This window comes from Gaetbulibacter sp. NE, from assembly GCF_025548475.1.
In the GTDB taxonomy this organism is placed as follows: Bacteria; Bacteroidota; Bacteroidia; order Flavobacteriales; family Flavobacteriaceae; genus Gaetbulibacter_B; species Gaetbulibacter_B jejuensis.
In genome coordinates, this window is the sequence record NZ_JAOQHY010000001.1 from 566,973 (window position 1) to 584,090 (window position 17,118).

At 33.7% G+C, this 17,118-nt stretch carries 16 protein-coding genes and 1 tRNA gene; 6 read left to right on the top strand and 11 right to left on the bottom strand.

Translation table 11 applies throughout. The features are described 5' to 3' along the window. Window positions 1–138 precede the first annotated feature (138 nt). From OD803_RS02610 to OD803_RS02650, 9 genes are all read right to left on the bottom strand, one after another. A complete protein-coding gene (locus OD803_RS02610; protein ID WP_161566725.1) occupies window positions 139–312 on the bottom strand; it encodes a hypothetical protein in 174 nt (57 codons plus the stop codon). Window positions 313–633: 321 nt separating this feature from the next. Next, a complete protein-coding gene (locus tag OD803_RS02615; RefSeq protein ID WP_262732262.1) occupies window positions 634–1,644 on the bottom strand; it encodes a LacI family DNA-binding transcriptional regulator in 1,011 nt (336 codons plus the stop codon). A gap of 129 nt (window positions 1,645–1,773) precedes the next feature. After that, window positions 1,774–2,820 (bottom strand): aldose epimerase family protein, encoded by a 1,047-nt coding sequence (locus OD803_RS02620; RefSeq protein ID WP_262732263.1) that lies wholly within the window; start codon window positions 2,818–2,820, stop codon window positions 1,774–1,776. A gap of 219 nt (window positions 2,821–3,039) precedes the next feature. Further along, window positions 3,040–3,113: transfer RNA gene (locus tag OD803_RS02625), tRNA-Asp, on the bottom strand. 81 nt (window positions 3,114–3,194) lie between these two features. Further along, window positions 3,195–4,124, bottom strand: coding sequence for a DUF58 domain-containing protein (locus OD803_RS02630; RefSeq protein WP_262732264.1), 930 nt, complete (start codon window positions 4,122–4,124; stop codon window positions 3,195–3,197). 6 nt (window positions 4,125–4,130) lie between these two features. After that, window positions 4,131–4,673, bottom strand: coding sequence for a ClpP family protease (locus tag OD803_RS02635; protein WP_262732265.1), 543 nt, complete (start codon window positions 4,671–4,673; stop codon window positions 4,131–4,133). Window positions 4,674–4,752: 79 nt separating this feature from the next. Next, window positions 4,753–5,070, bottom strand: a complete 318-nt coding sequence (trxA, locus tag OD803_RS02640) for a thioredoxin (protein WP_103050957.1) — start codon at window positions 5,068–5,070, stop codon at window positions 4,753–4,755. Window positions 5,071–5,327: 257 nt separating this feature from the next. Next, on the bottom strand, window positions 5,328–9,716 hold the full coding sequence (gene dnaE, locus OD803_RS02645) for a DNA polymerase III subunit alpha (protein ID WP_262732266.1): 4,389 nt from the start codon (window positions 9,714–9,716) through the stop codon (window positions 5,328–5,330). 136 nt (window positions 9,717–9,852) lie between these two features. Then, on the bottom strand, window positions 9,853–10,539 hold the full coding sequence (locus OD803_RS02650) for a DUF6252 family protein (protein ID WP_131506157.1): 687 nt from the start codon (window positions 10,537–10,539) through the stop codon (window positions 9,853–9,855). A 183-nt stretch (window positions 10,540–10,722) separates the two neighbouring features. Here OD803_RS02650 and OD803_RS02655 point away from each other — a divergent pair, with 183 nt between their 5' ends. From OD803_RS02655 to OD803_RS02680, 6 genes are all read left to right on the top strand, one after another. Further along, window positions 10,723–11,238, top strand: a complete 516-nt coding sequence (locus OD803_RS02655; RefSeq protein ID WP_129759496.1) for a 30S ribosomal protein S16 — start codon at window positions 10,723–10,725, stop codon at window positions 11,236–11,238. Between the two features lie 140 nt (window positions 11,239–11,378). Next, window positions 11,379–11,909 carry a ribosome maturation factor RimM gene (rimM, locus tag OD803_RS02660; RefSeq protein ID WP_262732267.1) on the top strand — a complete coding sequence of 177 codons (531 nt, stop codon included), beginning with the start codon at window positions 11,379–11,381 and terminating at the stop codon, window positions 11,907–11,909. Beyond that, window positions 11,902–12,615, top strand: coding sequence for a tRNA1(Val) (adenine(37)-N6)-methyltransferase (locus OD803_RS02665; RefSeq protein WP_262732268.1), 714 nt, complete (start codon window positions 11,902–11,904; stop codon window positions 12,613–12,615). Before rimM ends, OD803_RS02665 begins: the two co-directional genes overlap by 8 nt. Window positions 12,616–12,708: 93 nt before the next feature. After that, window positions 12,709–13,887, top strand: coding sequence for an acyl-CoA dehydrogenase family protein (locus tag OD803_RS02670; protein ID WP_262732269.1), 1,179 nt, complete (start codon window positions 12,709–12,711; stop codon window positions 13,885–13,887). A gap of 103 nt (window positions 13,888–13,990) precedes the next feature. Then, entirely contained in the window at window positions 13,991–14,713 is a 723-nt protein-coding gene (locus tag OD803_RS02675; protein ID WP_262732270.1) for an SGNH/GDSL hydrolase family protein, read from the top strand. 51 nt (window positions 14,714–14,764) lie between these two features. Further along, on the top strand, window positions 14,765–15,664 hold the full coding sequence (locus OD803_RS02680) for a metallophosphoesterase family protein (protein ID WP_129759501.1): 900 nt from the start codon (window positions 14,765–14,767) through the stop codon (window positions 15,662–15,664). Between the two features lie 2 nt (window positions 15,665–15,666). Here the strand turns inward: OD803_RS02680 and OD803_RS02685 are convergent, their stop codons facing one another. Both OD803_RS02685 and OD803_RS02690 read right to left on the bottom strand, forming a co-directional pair. After that, window positions 15,667–15,999, bottom strand: a complete 333-nt coding sequence (locus tag OD803_RS02685; RefSeq protein WP_131506161.1) for a 2Fe-2S iron-sulfur cluster-binding protein — start codon at window positions 15,997–15,999, stop codon at window positions 15,667–15,669. Next, window positions 15,999–17,060: an NAD(P)/FAD-dependent oxidoreductase gene (locus OD803_RS02690; protein WP_129759503.1), complete on the bottom strand. Its 1,062-nt coding sequence runs from the start codon at window positions 17,058–17,060 to the stop codon at window positions 15,999–16,001. Before OD803_RS02690 ends, OD803_RS02685 begins: the two co-directional genes overlap by 1 nt. Window positions 17,061–17,118 lie beyond the last annotated feature (58 nt).

A 17,118-nucleotide genomic window follows, 5' to 3' on the forward strand; every position in this document is an offset into this window, starting at 1 on the left:
TATTATGGTTAATCCAAATTTAGAATAATTTATTTAATGTGTTTGACTTATTTTTAATTATAAAGCTAGTTTACAGAAAACAACAAAAGCCCTTATCTAAAAAAGATAAGAGCTGTATATTTTAAGAAGAAGTATTTTTTATCCGTTAGTAGGAACTAAAACCTTCTTTTTGTTGTGCACCAATAAGTCGTATTTAGTTTCTGATTTTTTGGTAGAGTTATTCTCTTCATTGTTAAAAGAATCACTGCTTTGTCCTGAAACAGTTAATAATAATACAGCTAATAATAAGAAAGTAATTTTAAGGGTTTTCATGTCTATTAATTTTAGGGTTTTACAATATTTAATTTTAGTTAATTACAAATTTTAGGCATAACCTAATGCCATTGGAGGGAAGAATGGATTATTAACTATAAAGCGTAAACCGCTAAGACTCTATATTTTTTTGAGGGAAATGTAAAATACTAATACAGAGTATTCTACTAAAATGGATTAAATGTTACCTTAATAAGTGTTTAGGGCTTAAGAAAGGACTTCAAATGTAACTCAAATATAATTATTAAAATTAAAAAATCGGATGAAACACATAAAAATATCGATGAAATGCATATTTTTATACATTAAAGAGGACATAATTTATCTTTTTTTGGTAGAATTACGTTCTATAATATTAGTTTTCACAACTTTGTGTACAGGTTGCTCTGGTAGCTTTCCTTGAATTCTATCTAAAAGTATTTCAACAGATGTTCTACCTATATTTTCAGCATGCTGGCTTACGACAGTTAAAGAAGGGATTGAATGCTCTGCCATTAATCCATTTGTAAAACCAATAACTGATATATCATTAGGAACATTATAACCATTAAGTCTAGCTACATTAATCGCTAAAATAGCTGAGTATTCATCAGCAGCTAGAATTGCATCAACTTTTTGATTATTTAAAATTTTAGTAAGCTCTTTTTCTATTTGATTATAATGTTCAACCTTTAAAACTAAGGGCACTAAACTCAAATCTTCAATAGCCTTTACATAGCCTTCTTCTCTAGACTCGCCAACACTTATATTAGAAATAGGATTTATGAAGATGATATTTTTTGAATCTAATTCATGAAGAAATTGAGTAGCTTCATATGCTCCTTCAAAATCATCGACAGTTACTTTATCACAACTAATATCCTTTGCAACCCTATCAAACATTACCATTGGTAAATTATACTTTTCACTCTTTAAAAAATGGGTGTGATTTTTTGTTTTTTGGGTTTCTTCAGCAACTGATAAAATAATTCCATCTACACTACCATTAATAAAAGTGTCTATACTCTCACTCTCTTTTTGTTGTAATTCATTAGATAGGCATATTATTATTTTATAACCTCTTTTAGTAGCTTCAATCTCAATACCATAAAGCACCTTACTAAAAAACTCAAGCAAAATTGCAGGTATAATTACACCTATTGTTTTTGTTGATTTTGACTTTAAACTTTGAGCTATATTATTTGGGACATAACCATATGACTCAGCCAATTCTTTAATTTTAGCTCTAGTCTCAATACTAATTTCAGGGTTATCATTGAGTGCTTTAGAAACCGTAGATATTGAAACATTTAAAATTCTTGCTAAATCTTTAAGCGTAATTTTTGAGCCCATGTGTTAAATTTAATAAATCTTTTTGTTCAAAAACAGTTTTTGTAGCACTTAATCTTAAAAGAAAAGCTAATTCTTTGTTTAAAAATTAAAAATACCAAATTTTTGTTCTTTCGTATTATTAAAGAATAATTATTTAATCGAAAACTTAAATACAGTTTCCGAACTAAAAACCTCATCAGGATTTAAAATAACCGTAGGAAAATGGCTTTGATTAGGTGAATCAGGAAAATGCTGTGTCTCAAAACAAAATCCAGTTCTTGGCTTAAAATCCCCTTCTAGAAAATTAGCAGTATAAAACTGCAATCCAGGTTGATCAGAAAAAACCTCCACAAATCTCCCACTTTCACCATCATATGCTGAAGCTACAAATCTTAAGCCTTCATTTTGATTATTAACAACCCAATTATGATCATAACCTCCTCCCCTTTTTAATTGCTCTTCGTTTAAATTAATTTCACTACCAATTGGTTTTGGCTTCCTAAAATCAAAAGGAGTATCAAGGACACTTTTATAATCACCCGTTGGAATTAAATTTTCATCAACAGACAAAAAAGAATCTGCATTTATAACTACTTCATGGTTTAAAATTGAAGTATTATAATCTCCTGATAAATTAAAATAAGAATGCTGAGTTAAATTCAATATTGTAGGCTTATCAGTAGTTGATGTATAAGCAACCTTTAGCTCATTATTATTCGTTAACGTGTAATCAATTGTGGTCATTAAATTCCCAGGAAAACCTTCTTCCATATCCACACTTAAATAAGTCAGTTTTAAAGTAACACTATCACTAAATTTTTCAACATTAGCACTCCATACTACTTTATTAAAACCTACTCCCCCACCATGTAAATGGTTTTCACCATTATTAACTAACAAACTATACTTTTTATCACCAATAGAAAATTTTCCATTTGCTATTCTATTACTATACCTACCAATTATAGCACCTAGATAAAACGTATCACTAATATACTTCTCTAACGTATTAAATCCCAAAACTATGTTTTGCTGCTTTCCTTCTTTATCTATCATTCGCAAAGCAGAAATAATTCCACCATAGGTAAGTATATCAACTTCTAATCCACTAGTATTTTTAAGGATATATTTCTCTATAGAATCTCCATTTGGTGTTCTACCAAATTCAATTTTATCTATGCTGAGTATTTTATTCAAAGAAGTTCCGTTTTGTATTTCAAAAATAACTTACAAAGTGTCTTAAAACAAAAAAGCATCCCAATTTTCTGTAAAGAAAAAAGGAAAGCTTTCCATCGGTTTAATACTCAACTAAATTGGGTATCTCTACCATTGACAGACTCTAACATCTGTCAAACAACACAACTAAATCTTATTGCCAAAAAAAGCTCCAACTTCTTGGAGCTTTAGCAATATTTGCGGTCTGGACGGGACTCGAACCCGCGACCCCCTGCGTGACAGGCAGGTATTCTAACCAACTGAACTACCAAACCGTTGCTTTATTGCGGTTGCAAATATACACTCCATTTTTTATATCACAAATATTTTTTGTGAAATTTTTAAAAAATTTTCAATTAAGCAAATCTATGTCGCTCTATCATGTACGTTGTTAGGATTTTATCAAAATCCTTATTTATGTCTGCTTCAACATATTTTATCTGATATTGTCCACATTTCAATCGAATATCATTAAAATATTTTTTTACTGAAGTTTCATAATCGTCTTTTATCGAATCAGGATATAAATTAATATATTCTCCTGTTTCTACATCTATAAATCGCTTAGGTGTGTTGTCAAAATCAAACTTAAGCTCCTTTTCTCCATCAAATATATGAAACAACACAACTTCATGCTTGTTATGTTTTAAATGTCTTAAAGCTTCAAACAGTTTAATCTCATCTGTAGAAGTCTGAAACATATCAGTAAAAAAGAAAATCAAAGAACGCCTATGAATCTTTTCTGCTATTTGATGCAAATACGTATAGGTTTCTGTTTGTTTATTTAACGGTCTAGAGTTGACCATATCACTCAACTGATGCAATAACATTTGATGGTGACGTTCACTTCCTTTTTCTGGGGCATAATAATCATAAGCATCACTATAAATACTTAATCCTACTGCATCTCGTTGCTTTTTTAGAATATGCATTAAAGATGCTGATGCTAATGCAGAAAATGCAATTTTGTTAAGACTATCTATGGAAAATGAAGATAGTTTAGGAAAATGCATAGAGCTACTATTATCAACAATTAAATGACACCTTAAATTGGTTTCCTCATCATAGCGTTTTGTAAAAAGCTTATCGGTTTTCGCATACAACTTCCAATCGATATGCTTAGTACTTTCTCCTTGATTATAAATTTTATGTTCAGCAAATTCTGCAGAAAACCCATGAAACGGACTCTTATGCATACCTGCAATAAACCCTTCAACTACTTGTTTTGCAAGTAGCTCTAGATTTTTAAATCCTCCTGTTTTATTAAGTTCCTGTTGAAGATCCATCAACTACTAAATTATTCCATCTACAATTCCATAAGCAACAGACTCTTCTGCTCCCATCCAATGATCTCTATTAAAGTCTTTCATTACCTTATCAAAATCCTGCCCGCAGTTATCAGCCAAAATTTGAGCACTAAGCTCTTTTGTTTTCAAAATTTCTTGAGCTGTAATTTCAATATCACTAGCCTGACCTCTAGCTCCACCACTAGGTTGATGAATCATTACTCTTGCATGTGGTTGAATAAAACGCTTCCCTTTTGTTCCTACAGATAATAATATAGAACCCATAGACGCTGCTAAACCAGTACAAATTGTCGACACATCGCTATTTAAAGACTTTATACAATCGTATATCGAAAAACCAGAAGTCACATAACCTCCTGGACTATTTATGTATAATTGAATGTCTTTAGTTTCTAATGCATCCAAATACAGTAATCTATCAATAACATGTTTTGCCGACTTATCATCAACTTGACCCCAAAGAAACACTTTACGATCTTCTAATAATTTACTATCTATTAAATCTTGGGTTTTTATTACTTTGCTCATGTGTATATTAATTTTCATCTAAAATAAAAAAAGGTTTGCCGTTATAGCAAACCTTTTATCTTTTCTTTTAGAAAGTATCTTATAAAAGCGAATCAATCGCTTCAGTATATGCACTTTTTTGAGCTACACCTACTTGACGTCCTACTACTTCTCCATTTTGAAATACTAAAACAGTTGGTATATTACGCACTCCATATTTTGCAGCAAACTCTTGGTTAGCATCAACATCTACCTTACCTACAACAGCTTTACCTTCATATTCGTTGCTAATTTCATCAATGATTGGTCCAACCATTCTACATGGTCCACACCAAGCAGCCCAAAAATCAACCATTACTGGTTTGTCACTTTTTAATACAGTTTCTTCAAACGTTGCATCTGTTATTTCTAATGCCATAATCTTTTATTTAAATGTGTTTTACTTCAATTTTATATGCAATATTAGTCAAAAATTTTGCCAAAACTTACAGCATAACAATTTGTTTTGTTTATATATGCATTGTTTCAGGTTATTAGCTACTTTTTCTTAGGCGCATAAACCATGCTTTACTCATGTATTTCTATTTCTTGGGAATTCGCGAATATAAATATTAACTACTCGCTCTCTTTGAGGAGATCAAACATACCGTTCAATCCTTTGCGCAATTATATCTATCAATTTAACTTATAGAATACATCATTGCTTTCTAGTTTATCTAATAAATCTTGCGATATTTTTATTTTCTGTTTTCGACTTGGCATCGTTAATTTTATCTGCTCATCATTATCATACACCACAAAATTAAGCATTTGATCTCCAGGATGTGTGTGAAATAAGTCTTTTAAAATAGCTATGCGTTGTTCCTGCAAGTCATTTATATGCAACTGAATAGACAGTTTTTTAGCATAAGCATCCATAACATCATGCAACAACTGAAAATTATTAAACTGTATTCTAGGTTCGCCTTTAATACCTGTAGTTTTATTGACCCAACCTTCGCGAATAAATATCTTTACAAACACAAATGAATTCTTGACCAAGAAATGCCTAAACTTTAAGTATTCTTCACCAAATATTCTAAACTCAAAACTATCGTCATAATCTTCAACCGTAAAAGCTGCCCAACCTTTTCCTTGCTTACTCACACGATGTTGAACATCAGTCACTACACCTCCAAAAGATAGTTCCCTATTTATATAAGGTTCTAAATCTCTAAGCAATGATAAATTGGCATTACTAAAAGTTTTCATTTCTATTTTAAAATCATCTAAAGGATGCCCTGAAATATAAATACCAACAACTTCTTTCTCTCTTGCCAATTTTTCCATGGTTCCCCATTCTTCACAAGGTGGCACTTGTGGTTCAGCAATTTGCACATCACTTGCTTCTCCAAACAAACTCACTTGTGCAGAATTTTCATTTTCTTGATGCTTTGCACCATATTTTATGGCTTTTTCTAAAAAGGTAATACCATCTCCTTCATCATGAAAATATTGCGCACGATGCGTTGATTTAAAACAATCAAAACCACCAGCAAGCGCTAGGTTTTCAAAAGCTTTTTTATTGGCAGCACGTAAATCTATACGTTTAGCAAAATCAAAAATAGATTTATAATGACCATCTTTTTTTCGGTTTTCAACAATAGTCATTACAGCTCCATGACCAACACCTTTGATGGCTCCCATACCAAAACGTACAGCGTTGTCTTGGTTTACCGAAAACTTATAATAACTTTCGTTAATATCTGGTCCAAGTACATTCAATTTCATTCGCTTACATTCTTCCATAAAAAAGGTAACCGATTTAATATCGTTCATGTTATTAGAAAGTACCGCAGCCATATATTCGGCAGGGTAATGCGCTTTTAAATAAGCTGTTTGATAAGCAATCCACGCATAACATGTTGAGTGCGATTTATTGAAGGCATAACTTGCAAAGGCTTCCCAGTCTTTCCAAACTTTTTCAAGTACTTTGGCATCATGACCATTTGCGCTAGCTTGCTCAATAAATTTCGGTTTCATTTTATCTAGTACCGCAATTTGCTTTTTACCCATGGCTTTACGAAGCATATCGGCTTCACCTTTGGTAAAATCTGCAAGTTTTTGCGATAACAACATTACCTGCTCTTGATAAACGGTAATACCATAGGTTTCTTTAAGGTATTCTTCCATGGCAGGTAAATCGTATTCAATCTCTTCATCACCATGCTTTCTACGAACGAAACTTGGAATATATTCCATTGGACCTGGACGATACAAAGCGTTCATCGCAATTAAATCTTCAAACACCGTTGGTTTTAAATCGCGAAGGTGTTTTTGCATTCCAGGAGATTCGTACTGAAACACGCCAACCGTTTCTCCACGTTGGAATAACGCATAGGTTTCTTCATCATCTAACGGAAAACTTTCTGGGTCTAGCTCAATACCATGTTTTGCTTTTACAATCTTGACTGTATCCTTAATTAGGGTTAAGGTTTTTAATCCCAAGAAATCCATTTTAAGAAGTCCTGCTGATTCCACAACCGAGTTATCAAACTGGGTGACATACAAATCGGAATCTTTTGCTACAGACACCGGAACGAATTTGGTAATATCATCTGGTGTAATAATCACACCACAAGCATGAATTCCTGTATTTCTTACAGAACCTTCAAGCGCACGCGCAGTGTTTACGGTTTCTGCCTCCAAATCGGAGCCTTCAGAAATATTTAAAAGCTGATTAACTTTCTCTAATTCTTCCGATCTAAACTTACCTGCTAACGCTTTTTCATCTAAACCAAATATCTTATTTAGTTTAGACATGTTTGGGATTAATTTAGCAATTCTATCAGCATCAAATAAAGGCAAATCTAATACACGAGCTGTATCACGAATAGAAGATTTGGCAGCCATGGTTCCGTAGGTAATAATTTGCGCCACTTGATTAGCACCATATTTTTTAATTACATAATCCATAACACGACTTCGGCCTTCGTCATCAAAATCAATATCAATATCAGGCATACTAATACGATCAGGATTTAAGAAACGCTCAAAAAGCAAGTCGTACTTCATAGGGTCTATGTTGGTAATCCACAAACAGTAAGCGGCTACCGATCCAGCAGCCGAACCACGTCCTGGACCAACCGATACATCCATATTTCTGGCTTCGCGAATGAAATCTTCTACAATCAAGAAATATCCAGGATAACCTGTGTTTTCAATAACGCTTAACTCAAAGTCGAGACGCTCTGTAACTTCTTCAGATAGTGGGTCGCCATAACGCTTTTTAGCGCCTTCATAAACCAGATGTCGTAAATAGGCATTTTCTCCTCGTTTTCCACCATCAACTAAATCTTCTTCATGCTTAAATTCATCAGGGATATCAAACGCTGGTAACAGTACATCACGAGCTAACTGAAAAGCTTCAATTTTATCAAGAATATCTTGCGTATTAGAAATCGCATCAGGTAAATCCTTGAAGAGCGCCTTCATTTCATCAGAAGACTTAAAGTAATATTCTTGATTTGGTAAACCGTAGCGATAACCACGTCCACGACCTATTGGTGTGGCTTGTTTTTCTCCATCCTTTACACACAATAAAATATCATGTGCGTTGGCATCTTCTTGATTTTGATAATAGGTATTGTTAGTTGCAACCAGCTTAACATCATGCTTTCTTGCTAACTTCACCAATGTATCATTTACACGATTTTCGTCTTCTTGATTATGACGCATAATCTCAACATACAAATCGTCTCCAAACTGTTCTTTCCACCAAATCAAGGCTTCTTCTGCTTGGTTTTCACCAATGTTTAATACCTTGCTTGGAACTTCTCCATACAAGTTTCCTGTTAAAACAATGATGTCTTCTTTGTATTGTTCAATAAGTTTTTTGTCAATACGAGGCACATAATAAAAACCATCTACAAAGGCATGCGAAGACAGTTTTGCTAAATTATGATACCCATTTTTATTTTTTGCCAAAAGTACAATCTGGTAACCATTGTCTTTTCTGGACTTATCTGTATGATCTTCACAAACAAAAAACTCACAACCTACAATGGGTTTAATAAGTTTCTTATCTGTTGTTTCTCCTTTTTCTTCGGCAGCTTTTATAGCAGCCTCAATATTTTTATTTTGATTGTTTACCGCATTTATAAAATGAAAGGCACCCATCATATTCCCATGATCTGTCAGTGCAACCGCAGGCATATTGTGCGTTGCAGCAGCCGAAACTAAATCAGGAATACTCATTGTAGACTGCAATATTGAAAATTGCGAATGGTTATGAAGGTGTACAAAATCAACTTCTGCTAAATCGGAAATATTTTGTTTTATTTCCTCGGTTGAAATGGTACTTGTTTGTTGTTTTTGAAGACGCTCACGAATTTTAGCACTTTCGCGTTTTAAGTTTATGTGCTTTAATCCGATAAGTTGAATTTCCTGCGGATTAGCTTCAGAAAACTTCTGAAAATAATCTGGCTGAACGTCTAGTTGCTCAATCGTGTATTCTTCACGACGAATTAATTCAAAAAAGCAACGTGTTGTTGCTTCAACATCGGCTGTTGCATTATGCGCTTCAGCAAAAGGTTTGTTGAATAGAAATTCGTGCAACTCGGTTAAGGTTGGTAACTTAAATTTACCACCACGACCACCAGGAATTTGGCAAAGTTGCGCTGTATGCTCGGTACAAGTATCAAGCACTGGTAGTTCTTGCAATTTATTTGCAACATCGCCTCTGTAAAATTCAGAGCCCATAATGTTGACATCAAAGCCAACATTTTGACCAACTATAAACGTGGTTTTGTTTAATGCTTCATTAAATTTCTCAAGAACTTCAGATAAAGACACACCTTGCTCCTCTGCTAATTCAGTAGAAATACCGTGAATTTTCTCGGCATCATAAGGTATATTAAATCCTTCAGGCTTTATTAAATAATCTTGATGCTCAATACAATTACCAAGCGCATCATGCAACTGCCAAGCAATTTGAATAGCTCTCGGCCAGTTATCGATATCGCTAATAGGCGCATCCCAACGCTTTGGTAATCCGGTTGTTTCGGTATCAAAAATTAAGTACATAAAATGGTTTTATCTTGAAAAATAAGAAGGTTAAAATTAAGAATAATTATTAGTTTTTTGACCGAAAGTTATAAACAGTTGTAAACAAAAAACGCAACCTAATAGGTTGCGTTTTTTGTATTATTTTATTGATTAATTAAGGTGTACAATCACCTAACGAATCTATAAGAGCTTGCAAAGCTCCTGTGGTATCTCCACAAGCATCAATTTGAGCTGTTAAAGCATCTTTATAAGCATTACAAACATCAGTATATTCTGGAGCAGTAGTATCTGTAGCTATATAAGTTTGAGCTGCATTAGCTGTAGCTTCTGTTGCTTGCAAACATCCTGAACCAACTGTTACTAAACCTCCAACTAATGGCACTTTATAAAAATGACCTTCGTTAAAATTAACAGTATTCATTCCATCAGCTGTAAAAGCATAAAACCAAAACTTTCCTGAAATAGTTTTAGGATCAGCATCATTATCTACGTGCTCCACTATTATTTGCCCTTCATTAGGATAAATAGAAACACTAGGGTCTGGTTCGTTGTTTGTAGAATAAACCACTCCTTGAGAATTAGTAAAAGTAGCCTCATTACCACTTCCATCACCTAAATTGTATGTACCAGCAGTATCATTTGTTGTGATAAGCTGTATAGTTTCAAAATTATTACCTCCTTCTATTATAAATCCTCCAAAATCAATATCAGCCGAATAATATACTGCTCTCCATAATTCACCATCTTTATTTCCTTGTACTGCAGGTGAATTAAACTCAATTTCGTCGCCACAACTTAGTACTGACAGAAAAGTAAATAGAATTAAGGCTAATCTCTTCATTTTATAATAGGTTTCTTATTTTAATGATTGTTTGCGCAATTAAAATAACGTTTAATGATTTCCAAAAGTATAATAAAATTTCAAATTAGCTTAATTTATAATAAAATGTTGTAAATAAAAAAAATGTAGTATCTTTGCGCACTTATTAATAATCGAGGTCGAGAACCTCACTAATTAATTTATATGCCAGTAAAAATTAGATTACAGAGACACGGTAAAAAAGGAAAACCTTATTACTGGATCGTAGCAGCTGATGCTAGATCAAAAAGAGATGGTAGATACCTAGAAAAAATAGGATCTTACAACCCAAACACTAATCCAGCAACTATTGAATTAGATGTTGATGGAGCAGTAACTTGGTTACAGAATGGTGCACAACCAACTGATACCGCTAAAGCAATTTTATCTTATAAAGGTGCTTTATTAAAAAATCACCTTGCAGGTGGTGTTAGAAAAGGTGCTTTAACTGAAGAGCAAGCAGAAGCTAAATTCAATGCTTGGTTAGAAGAAAAAGCTTCTAAAGTACAAGCTAAGGCTGATGGTTTAGCAAAAGCTGATGCTGACGCTAAAGCTAAAGCTCTTGAAGCTGAAAAAGCAGTAAACGAAGCAAGAATTGCTGCGGCTGCACCTGTTGTTGAAGAAGCTGCTGAAGAGGCTGATGCTGAAGTAGAAGCTACTGCTAACAACGAAGAAGAGTAAAAAATTTTTATTTTATACCTTTGAACCCAGACAGTAATCGTCTGGGTTTTTTTATTCTTAAGTGTCACATCGAGCGCAGTCGAGATGTAATTAAACTGACACTTTTTTTTATAGTTCTCGACTGCGCTCGAACAGACAACATGCAAAAAAAAGACTGTTTTTATCTAGGTAAAATTGTTAAAAAATATAGCTTCAAAGGAGAACTACTTATCAAGTTAGATACTGACGAACCTGAGCTGTATGAAAATTTAGACGCACTGTTTATTGATTTACGCAATAACCTTGTCCCTTTTTTTATTGAAACCTCACAATTACATAAATCTGATTTGTTGCGTGTAAAATTTGAAGACGTCGACACTGAAGAAGATGCCGACAGCCTTATAAAAAGCGATATTTACCTTCCTCTAGAATTCCTACCAAAACTAGAAGGCAACAAGTTTTATTTTCATGAAATTGTTGGTTTCAAGGTTGAAGATGCCAATTTTGGTTTTGTTGGTACTATAACATCTGTAAACGATTCTACTGCACAAGCGCTTTTTGAAATTGACAGAGAAGGCACAGAAATTTTAATTCCTATGAATGATGAGTTTATTTCTAAAGTAGACAAAGCGAATAAAACCATTTTTGTTGAAACTCCTGAAGGGCTTATAGACTTATATTTAAATGAATAAGCCTTTTCAGTTTAAGCAATTCACAGTAAATCAAGACCGTTGCGCCATGAAAATAGGCACTGACAGTGTTTTGCTTGGTGCTTGGGCAAGCCTTGACCATAACCCATTTTCTGTTTTAGATATTGGTGCAGGTACAGGTGTGCTCTCTTTAATGATCGCTCAACGCTCCAATGCCGAATTAATTGATGCCTTGGAGATTGATAGTGATGCTTACGAACAATGCGTAGAGAATTTTGAGCAATCGCCTTGGGGAGACCGATTGTTCTGTTACCACGCATCATTAGATGAATTTACTAATGAAATTGACGACCAATATGATTTAATTATCTCCAATCCTCCTTTTTACTCAGAAGATTCCAAAACCAATATCCTAGAGCGCGATTTAGCAAGATTTCAAGATGCAATGCCTTTTCAGCATTTATTGCAATGCGCCTCAAAACTACTATCTGAAAACGGTTTGTTTTCAGTGATAATTCCTTACAAAGAAGAGCAAAACTTCATACAATTAGCATCTGATTTTTCTTTGTTTCCAAATAGAATATTGCATGTAAAAGGAACTGAAAATACTCCTATAAAGCGAAGTTTAATTCAGTTTTCATTCATAGAAGAAGCAGTTACATCTTCAAATCTAATCATTGAAACCGAAAGACATAATTACACAAAAGAGTACATTGATTTAACCAAAGATTTTTACTTGAAAATGTAATTTATAATTGTGCACTGAAAACGTTTTCGTTATTTTTGTTTCGAGTCTAGATTAAAAACTAAATCTCGATTACTGAACAACTAAAACATACAAATGAAGCCAGATTTATTCCAAGCTCCAGATTATTACAACTTAGACGAGCTTTTAACCGACGAACATAAATTAGTAAGAGATGCCGCTCGTGATTGGGTAAAGCGCGATGTATCTCCAATTATTGAAGACTATGCTCAAAAAGCAGAATTTCCTAACCAAATTATTGGTGGATTAGCTGAAATTGGTGCTTTTGGACCATACATTCCTGAAGAATATGGAGGTGCAGGATTAGACCAAATTTCTTATGGTTTAATTATGCAAGAAATTGAAAGAGGAGACTCTGGTGTTCGTAGTACTGCATCAGTACAATCGTCTTTAGTAATGTATCCTATTTGGAAATATGGAAACGAAGAACAACGTAAAAAATACTTACCAAAGCTTGCAAGTGGCGAATGGATGGGTTGTTTTGGTTTAACCGAACCTGACCATGGTAGTAACCCAGGAGGAATGGTTACTAATTTTAAAGATATGGGAGACCACTATCTTTTAAATGGTGCTAAAATGTGGATAAGCAATGCGCCTTTTGCGCAAGTGGCAGTAGTTTGGGCTAAAAATGAAGAAGGACGAATCCATGGTTTAATTGTTGAACGTGGTATGGAAGGATTTTCAACTCCTGAGACACACAATAAATGGTCATTGAGAGCATCAGCTACTGGAGAGCTTATTTTTGACAATGTAAAAGTACCTAAAGAAAACTTGTTACCTAACAAATCAGGATTAGGAGCTCCACTTGGTTGTTTGGATTCTGCAAGATATGGAATTGCTTGGGGAGCAATTGGTGCAGCTATGGACTGTTATGATACAGCTTTACGTTACAGCAAAGAACGTAAACAATTTGGCAAACCTATTGGCCAATTTCAATTACAACAGAAAAAATTAGCTGAAATGATTACCGAAATCACCAAAGCACAGTTATTAACATGGCGTTTAGGAGTACTAAGAAATGAAGGTAAAGCTACTTCTGCTCAAATTTCTATGGCAAAACGTAACAATGTAGATATGGCTATCAATATTGCTAGAGAAGCAAGACAAATGCTAGGAGGAATGGGAATTACTGGCGAATATAGCATCATGCGTCACTCTATGAACCTTGAAAGTGTAATAACTTACGAAGGAACTCATGACATCCATTTATTAATTACAGGATTAGATGTTACAGGATTAAATGCCTTTAAGTAAAAACAACTAACTTCTAATAAACGTAAAAAAGCTTCTCTATTATTTAGAGAAGCTTTTTTGCTATTAAAACCATTGTATTCAATTTTACGTATATTGATTAGATATGAAAAAGATACAATACCTTATTTTTATAGTTTCCCTTACACTGCTTTCCTGTGGTGCAAATGATGATTTTATTGCAAATCAGAATAACACTAATAACGAAAACATTCCTGTTGATGAAATTAGAAGCCTATTGTCATTAGGAGACAGTTACACTATAGGACATAGTGTTTGTGCGACCTGCAAATTTCCTGAACAACTTAAAAACAAGCTTAGTGCTGATACCTTTTATACAATTGACCTTAACGTTATAGCGCAAACTGGATGGACAACTGCTAATCTTAAAAACGCAATTGATAACCAAGGGATTTCTTCTAACTACGACCTAGTAACCTTATTAATTGGTGTAAATAATCAATATCAAAACATTCCATTTTCAGTTTATGAAACTGAATTTCCTGAATTGGTTCAAACTGCTATAACTGCCGCTAATGGTAATAAGGACAAAGTAATAGTGGTTTCGATTCCTGATTATGCCTATACACCTTTTGGTCAAAACACAGGAAATCCTGACACAATTTCTCAAGAGATTGATATGTATAATGATTTTGCTGAAAGCTACTGTCAATCACAAGACATTACATTTGTATACATAACAGATATTACAAGAAATGGTTTAGAACAACCTGAATTAGTAGCTTCTGATGGTTTGCATCCTTCAGAACTAGCGTATGCTAAATTTGTAGAACGTATACTTCCTTTTGCTATTGAAAAAATTGACTGATTTTAGTTTCAATATTTTATTTCTGCTTATTTTAGTTGAAAATGTCAGTAAATGTCTTCAAAGAAACGCTTAGATAGAGCTTACAAAAACGCCAAAAAAGTTTATTTTGACGATACGTCCAAGTTTATCCTTTTTAGTGATTGCCACAGAGGCGATAATAGTTTTGCTGATGATTTTGCAAACAACCGAAACATTTACTTTCATGCCTTAAAGCATTATTATGCTGAAGGTTTCAGCTATTGCGAACTTGGTGATGGTGATGAGCTCTGGGAAAACCTCTCTTTTGATTCTATTTTAAACGCTCATAAAAATGTGTATTTGCTTATGAAGTTATTTCATGAACAAGAGCGTTTGCATATGATTTGGGGAAATCACGACATGGTTTACAGAGATCCAAAATATGTAGAAAAACACCTTTCCACTTATTTTGACCCTAAAATAGGTGAAGATGTTGAGTTGTTCTGTAACATAGAGTATCATGAAGGCATTGTTTTAGAACATTCCCAAACTGGACAAAAACTATTTTTAACCCATGGTCATCAAGCCGATTGGTGGAACTATTTGTTTTGGAGATGGAGTCGGTTTATGGTTCGTATTTTATGGAAACCACTAAACGTAATGGGAATTGCAGACCCTACAAGTCCTGCAAAAAACTACAAAGAACTTATAAAAGTTGAACGTAGAACCAAAAAATGGATCATAGAAAACAACAATTTAATTACTGTTGTTGGTCATACTCATAGACCTCGTTTTCCTGAACCTGGAGACATTGCTTTTTTTAATGATGGTAGTTGTGTACATCCACGAAGCATTACAGGTATTGAAATTGAAAACGGAGAAATCTCGCTCATCAAATGGCAAATAGCCACTACAGATGATGGTACTTTAAAAATTGTAAGAGTGTTGTTGGAAGGTCCTCAAAAATTAGCAGATTATAAAACTTCGTCTTAAAATTAACTCTCAGGAGCTAATTCAACTTTTAGACCTTCTAATTCTGGTGTAATAGCAATTTGACAACCCAATCTGCTGTTTTCTTGTACATCAAACGCTTCGCTAAGCATAGCTTCTTCGTCGTCTTGCATTTCAGGAAGTTCATGATCAGATAACACATAGCATTGGCATGATGCACACATAGCCATTCCACCACAAACTCCTATGGTTCCTTCAGGAGCTAGTTCATAACTACGAACTACTTCCATAAGGTTCATAGCCATATCAGTTGGAGCATCAATTTCGTGAGCTTCACCATCACGATCAATTATTGTTATTTTAATGTCCTGTTCCATTATTCAATTGCTTTTACTACAGCTTTAGGTGCTTCTTTACGTGTTCCGTCAAAACCATCAATACCACTAACAGTAGTATATTTTAAAACATATTTTTTGTTAGGGTTTATAATTTTATAAGCTGCTTGACACATTAATGTTGCCTCGTGAAAACCACACAATATCAACTTTAATTTTCCTGGATAAGTATTTACATCTCCAATAGCAAAAATACCAGGAACGTTAGTTTGGTAGTCTAAAGCATTATTAACTTTGATAGCATTTTTTTCAATCTCTAATCCCCAATTTGCAATTGGTCCAAGTTTGGGAGATAATCCAAACAAAGGCACAAAATGATCACACTCAATTTCAAATTCTTTTTTGATATGTTGTGCTTGTTCAACAACTACACCAGAAACGTGATCTTCTCCAAGAATACCAACTACCTCAGCAGGAGTAATTAAATTTATTTTACCTTTATTTTTAAGCTCTTGTACTTTTTCAACTGAATCTAAAGCACCTCTAAACTCATTTCTTCTATGGATAAGTGTTACTTCTTTAGCAACATTAGCTAAAAATATACTCCAATCTAATGCAGAATCTCCTCCTCCAGCAATAACAACTTTTTTGTTTCTGTAGACTTCAGGATCCTTTATCATATACTCTACACCTTTATCTTCAAACAAATGAATGTTATGGATTTTTGGTTTTCTTGGTTCAAAACTTCCCAATCCACCAGCAATAGCAACTACAGGAGCGTGATGTTTTGTACCTTTATTAGTCGTAACTATAAAGGTTCCATCTTCTAGCTTTTCTATAGTATCAGCACGTTCTCCTAAAGTAAAACCAGGTTCAAACTGTTTACCTTGTTCTAAGAGTTTTTCTGTAAGATCTCCTGCTAAAATTTCAGGATAAGCTGGTATATCGTAGATTGGTTTTTTAGGATAAATTTCAGAGCATTGTCCACCAGGTTGTGGTAAGGCATCAATTAAATGGCATTTTAATTTTAATAATCCTGCTTCAAAAACAGTAAACAACCCTGTTGGTCCTGCACCAATAATAAGTATATCTGTTTTAATCATAATAAAGCCCACAAAAGTGGGTATCTCTTTAATTTAGAAATTGTTTAATGTACTACAT

Coding starts and splice junctions, on each gene's coding strand:
- OD803_RS02655 (WP_129759496.1), top strand. CDS start 10,723: ATGCCAGTAAAAATTAGATTACAGAGACACGGTAAAAAAGGAAAACCT.
- OD803_RS02635 (WP_262732265.1), bottom strand. CDS start 4,673: ATGAGCAAAGTAATAAAAACCCAAGATTTAATAGATAGTAAATTATTA.
- rimM (WP_262732267.1), top strand. CDS start 11,379: ATGCAAAAAAAAGACTGTTTTTATCTAGGTAAAATTGTTAAAAAATAT.
- OD803_RS02685 (WP_131506161.1), bottom strand. CDS start 15,999: ATGGAACAGGACATTAAAATAACAATAATTGATCGTGATGGTGAAGCT.
- OD803_RS02675 (WP_262732270.1), top strand. CDS start 13,991: ATGAAAAAGATACAATACCTTATTTTTATAGTTTCCCTTACACTGCTT.
- trxA (WP_103050957.1), bottom strand. CDS start 5,070: ATGGCATTAGAAATAACAGATGCAACGTTTGAAGAAACTGTATTAAAA.
- dnaE (WP_262732266.1), bottom strand. CDS start 9,716: ATGTACTTAATTTTTGATACCGAAACAACCGGATTACCAAAGCGTTGG.
- OD803_RS02680 (WP_129759501.1), top strand. CDS start 14,765: ATGTCTTCAAAGAAACGCTTAGATAGAGCTTACAAAAACGCCAAAAAA.
- OD803_RS02670 (WP_262732269.1), top strand. CDS start 12,709: ATGAAGCCAGATTTATTCCAAGCTCCAGATTATTACAACTTAGACGAG.
- OD803_RS02690 (WP_129759503.1), bottom strand. CDS start 17,060: ATGATTAAAACAGATATACTTATTATTGGTGCAGGACCAACAGGGTTG.
- OD803_RS02665 (WP_262732268.1), top strand. CDS start 11,902: ATGAATAAGCCTTTTCAGTTTAAGCAATTCACAGTAAATCAAGACCGT.
- OD803_RS02610 (WP_161566725.1), bottom strand. CDS start 312: ATGAAAACCCTTAAAATTACTTTCTTATTATTAGCTGTATTATTATTA.
- OD803_RS02630 (WP_262732264.1), bottom strand. CDS start 4,124: ATGGATCTTCAACAGGAACTTAATAAAACAGGAGGATTTAAAAATCTA.
- OD803_RS02615 (WP_262732262.1), bottom strand. CDS start 1,644: ATGGGCTCAAAAATTACGCTTAAAGATTTAGCAAGAATTTTAAATGTT.
- OD803_RS02650 (WP_131506157.1), bottom strand. CDS start 10,539: ATGAAGAGATTAGCCTTAATTCTATTTACTTTTCTGTCAGTACTAAGT.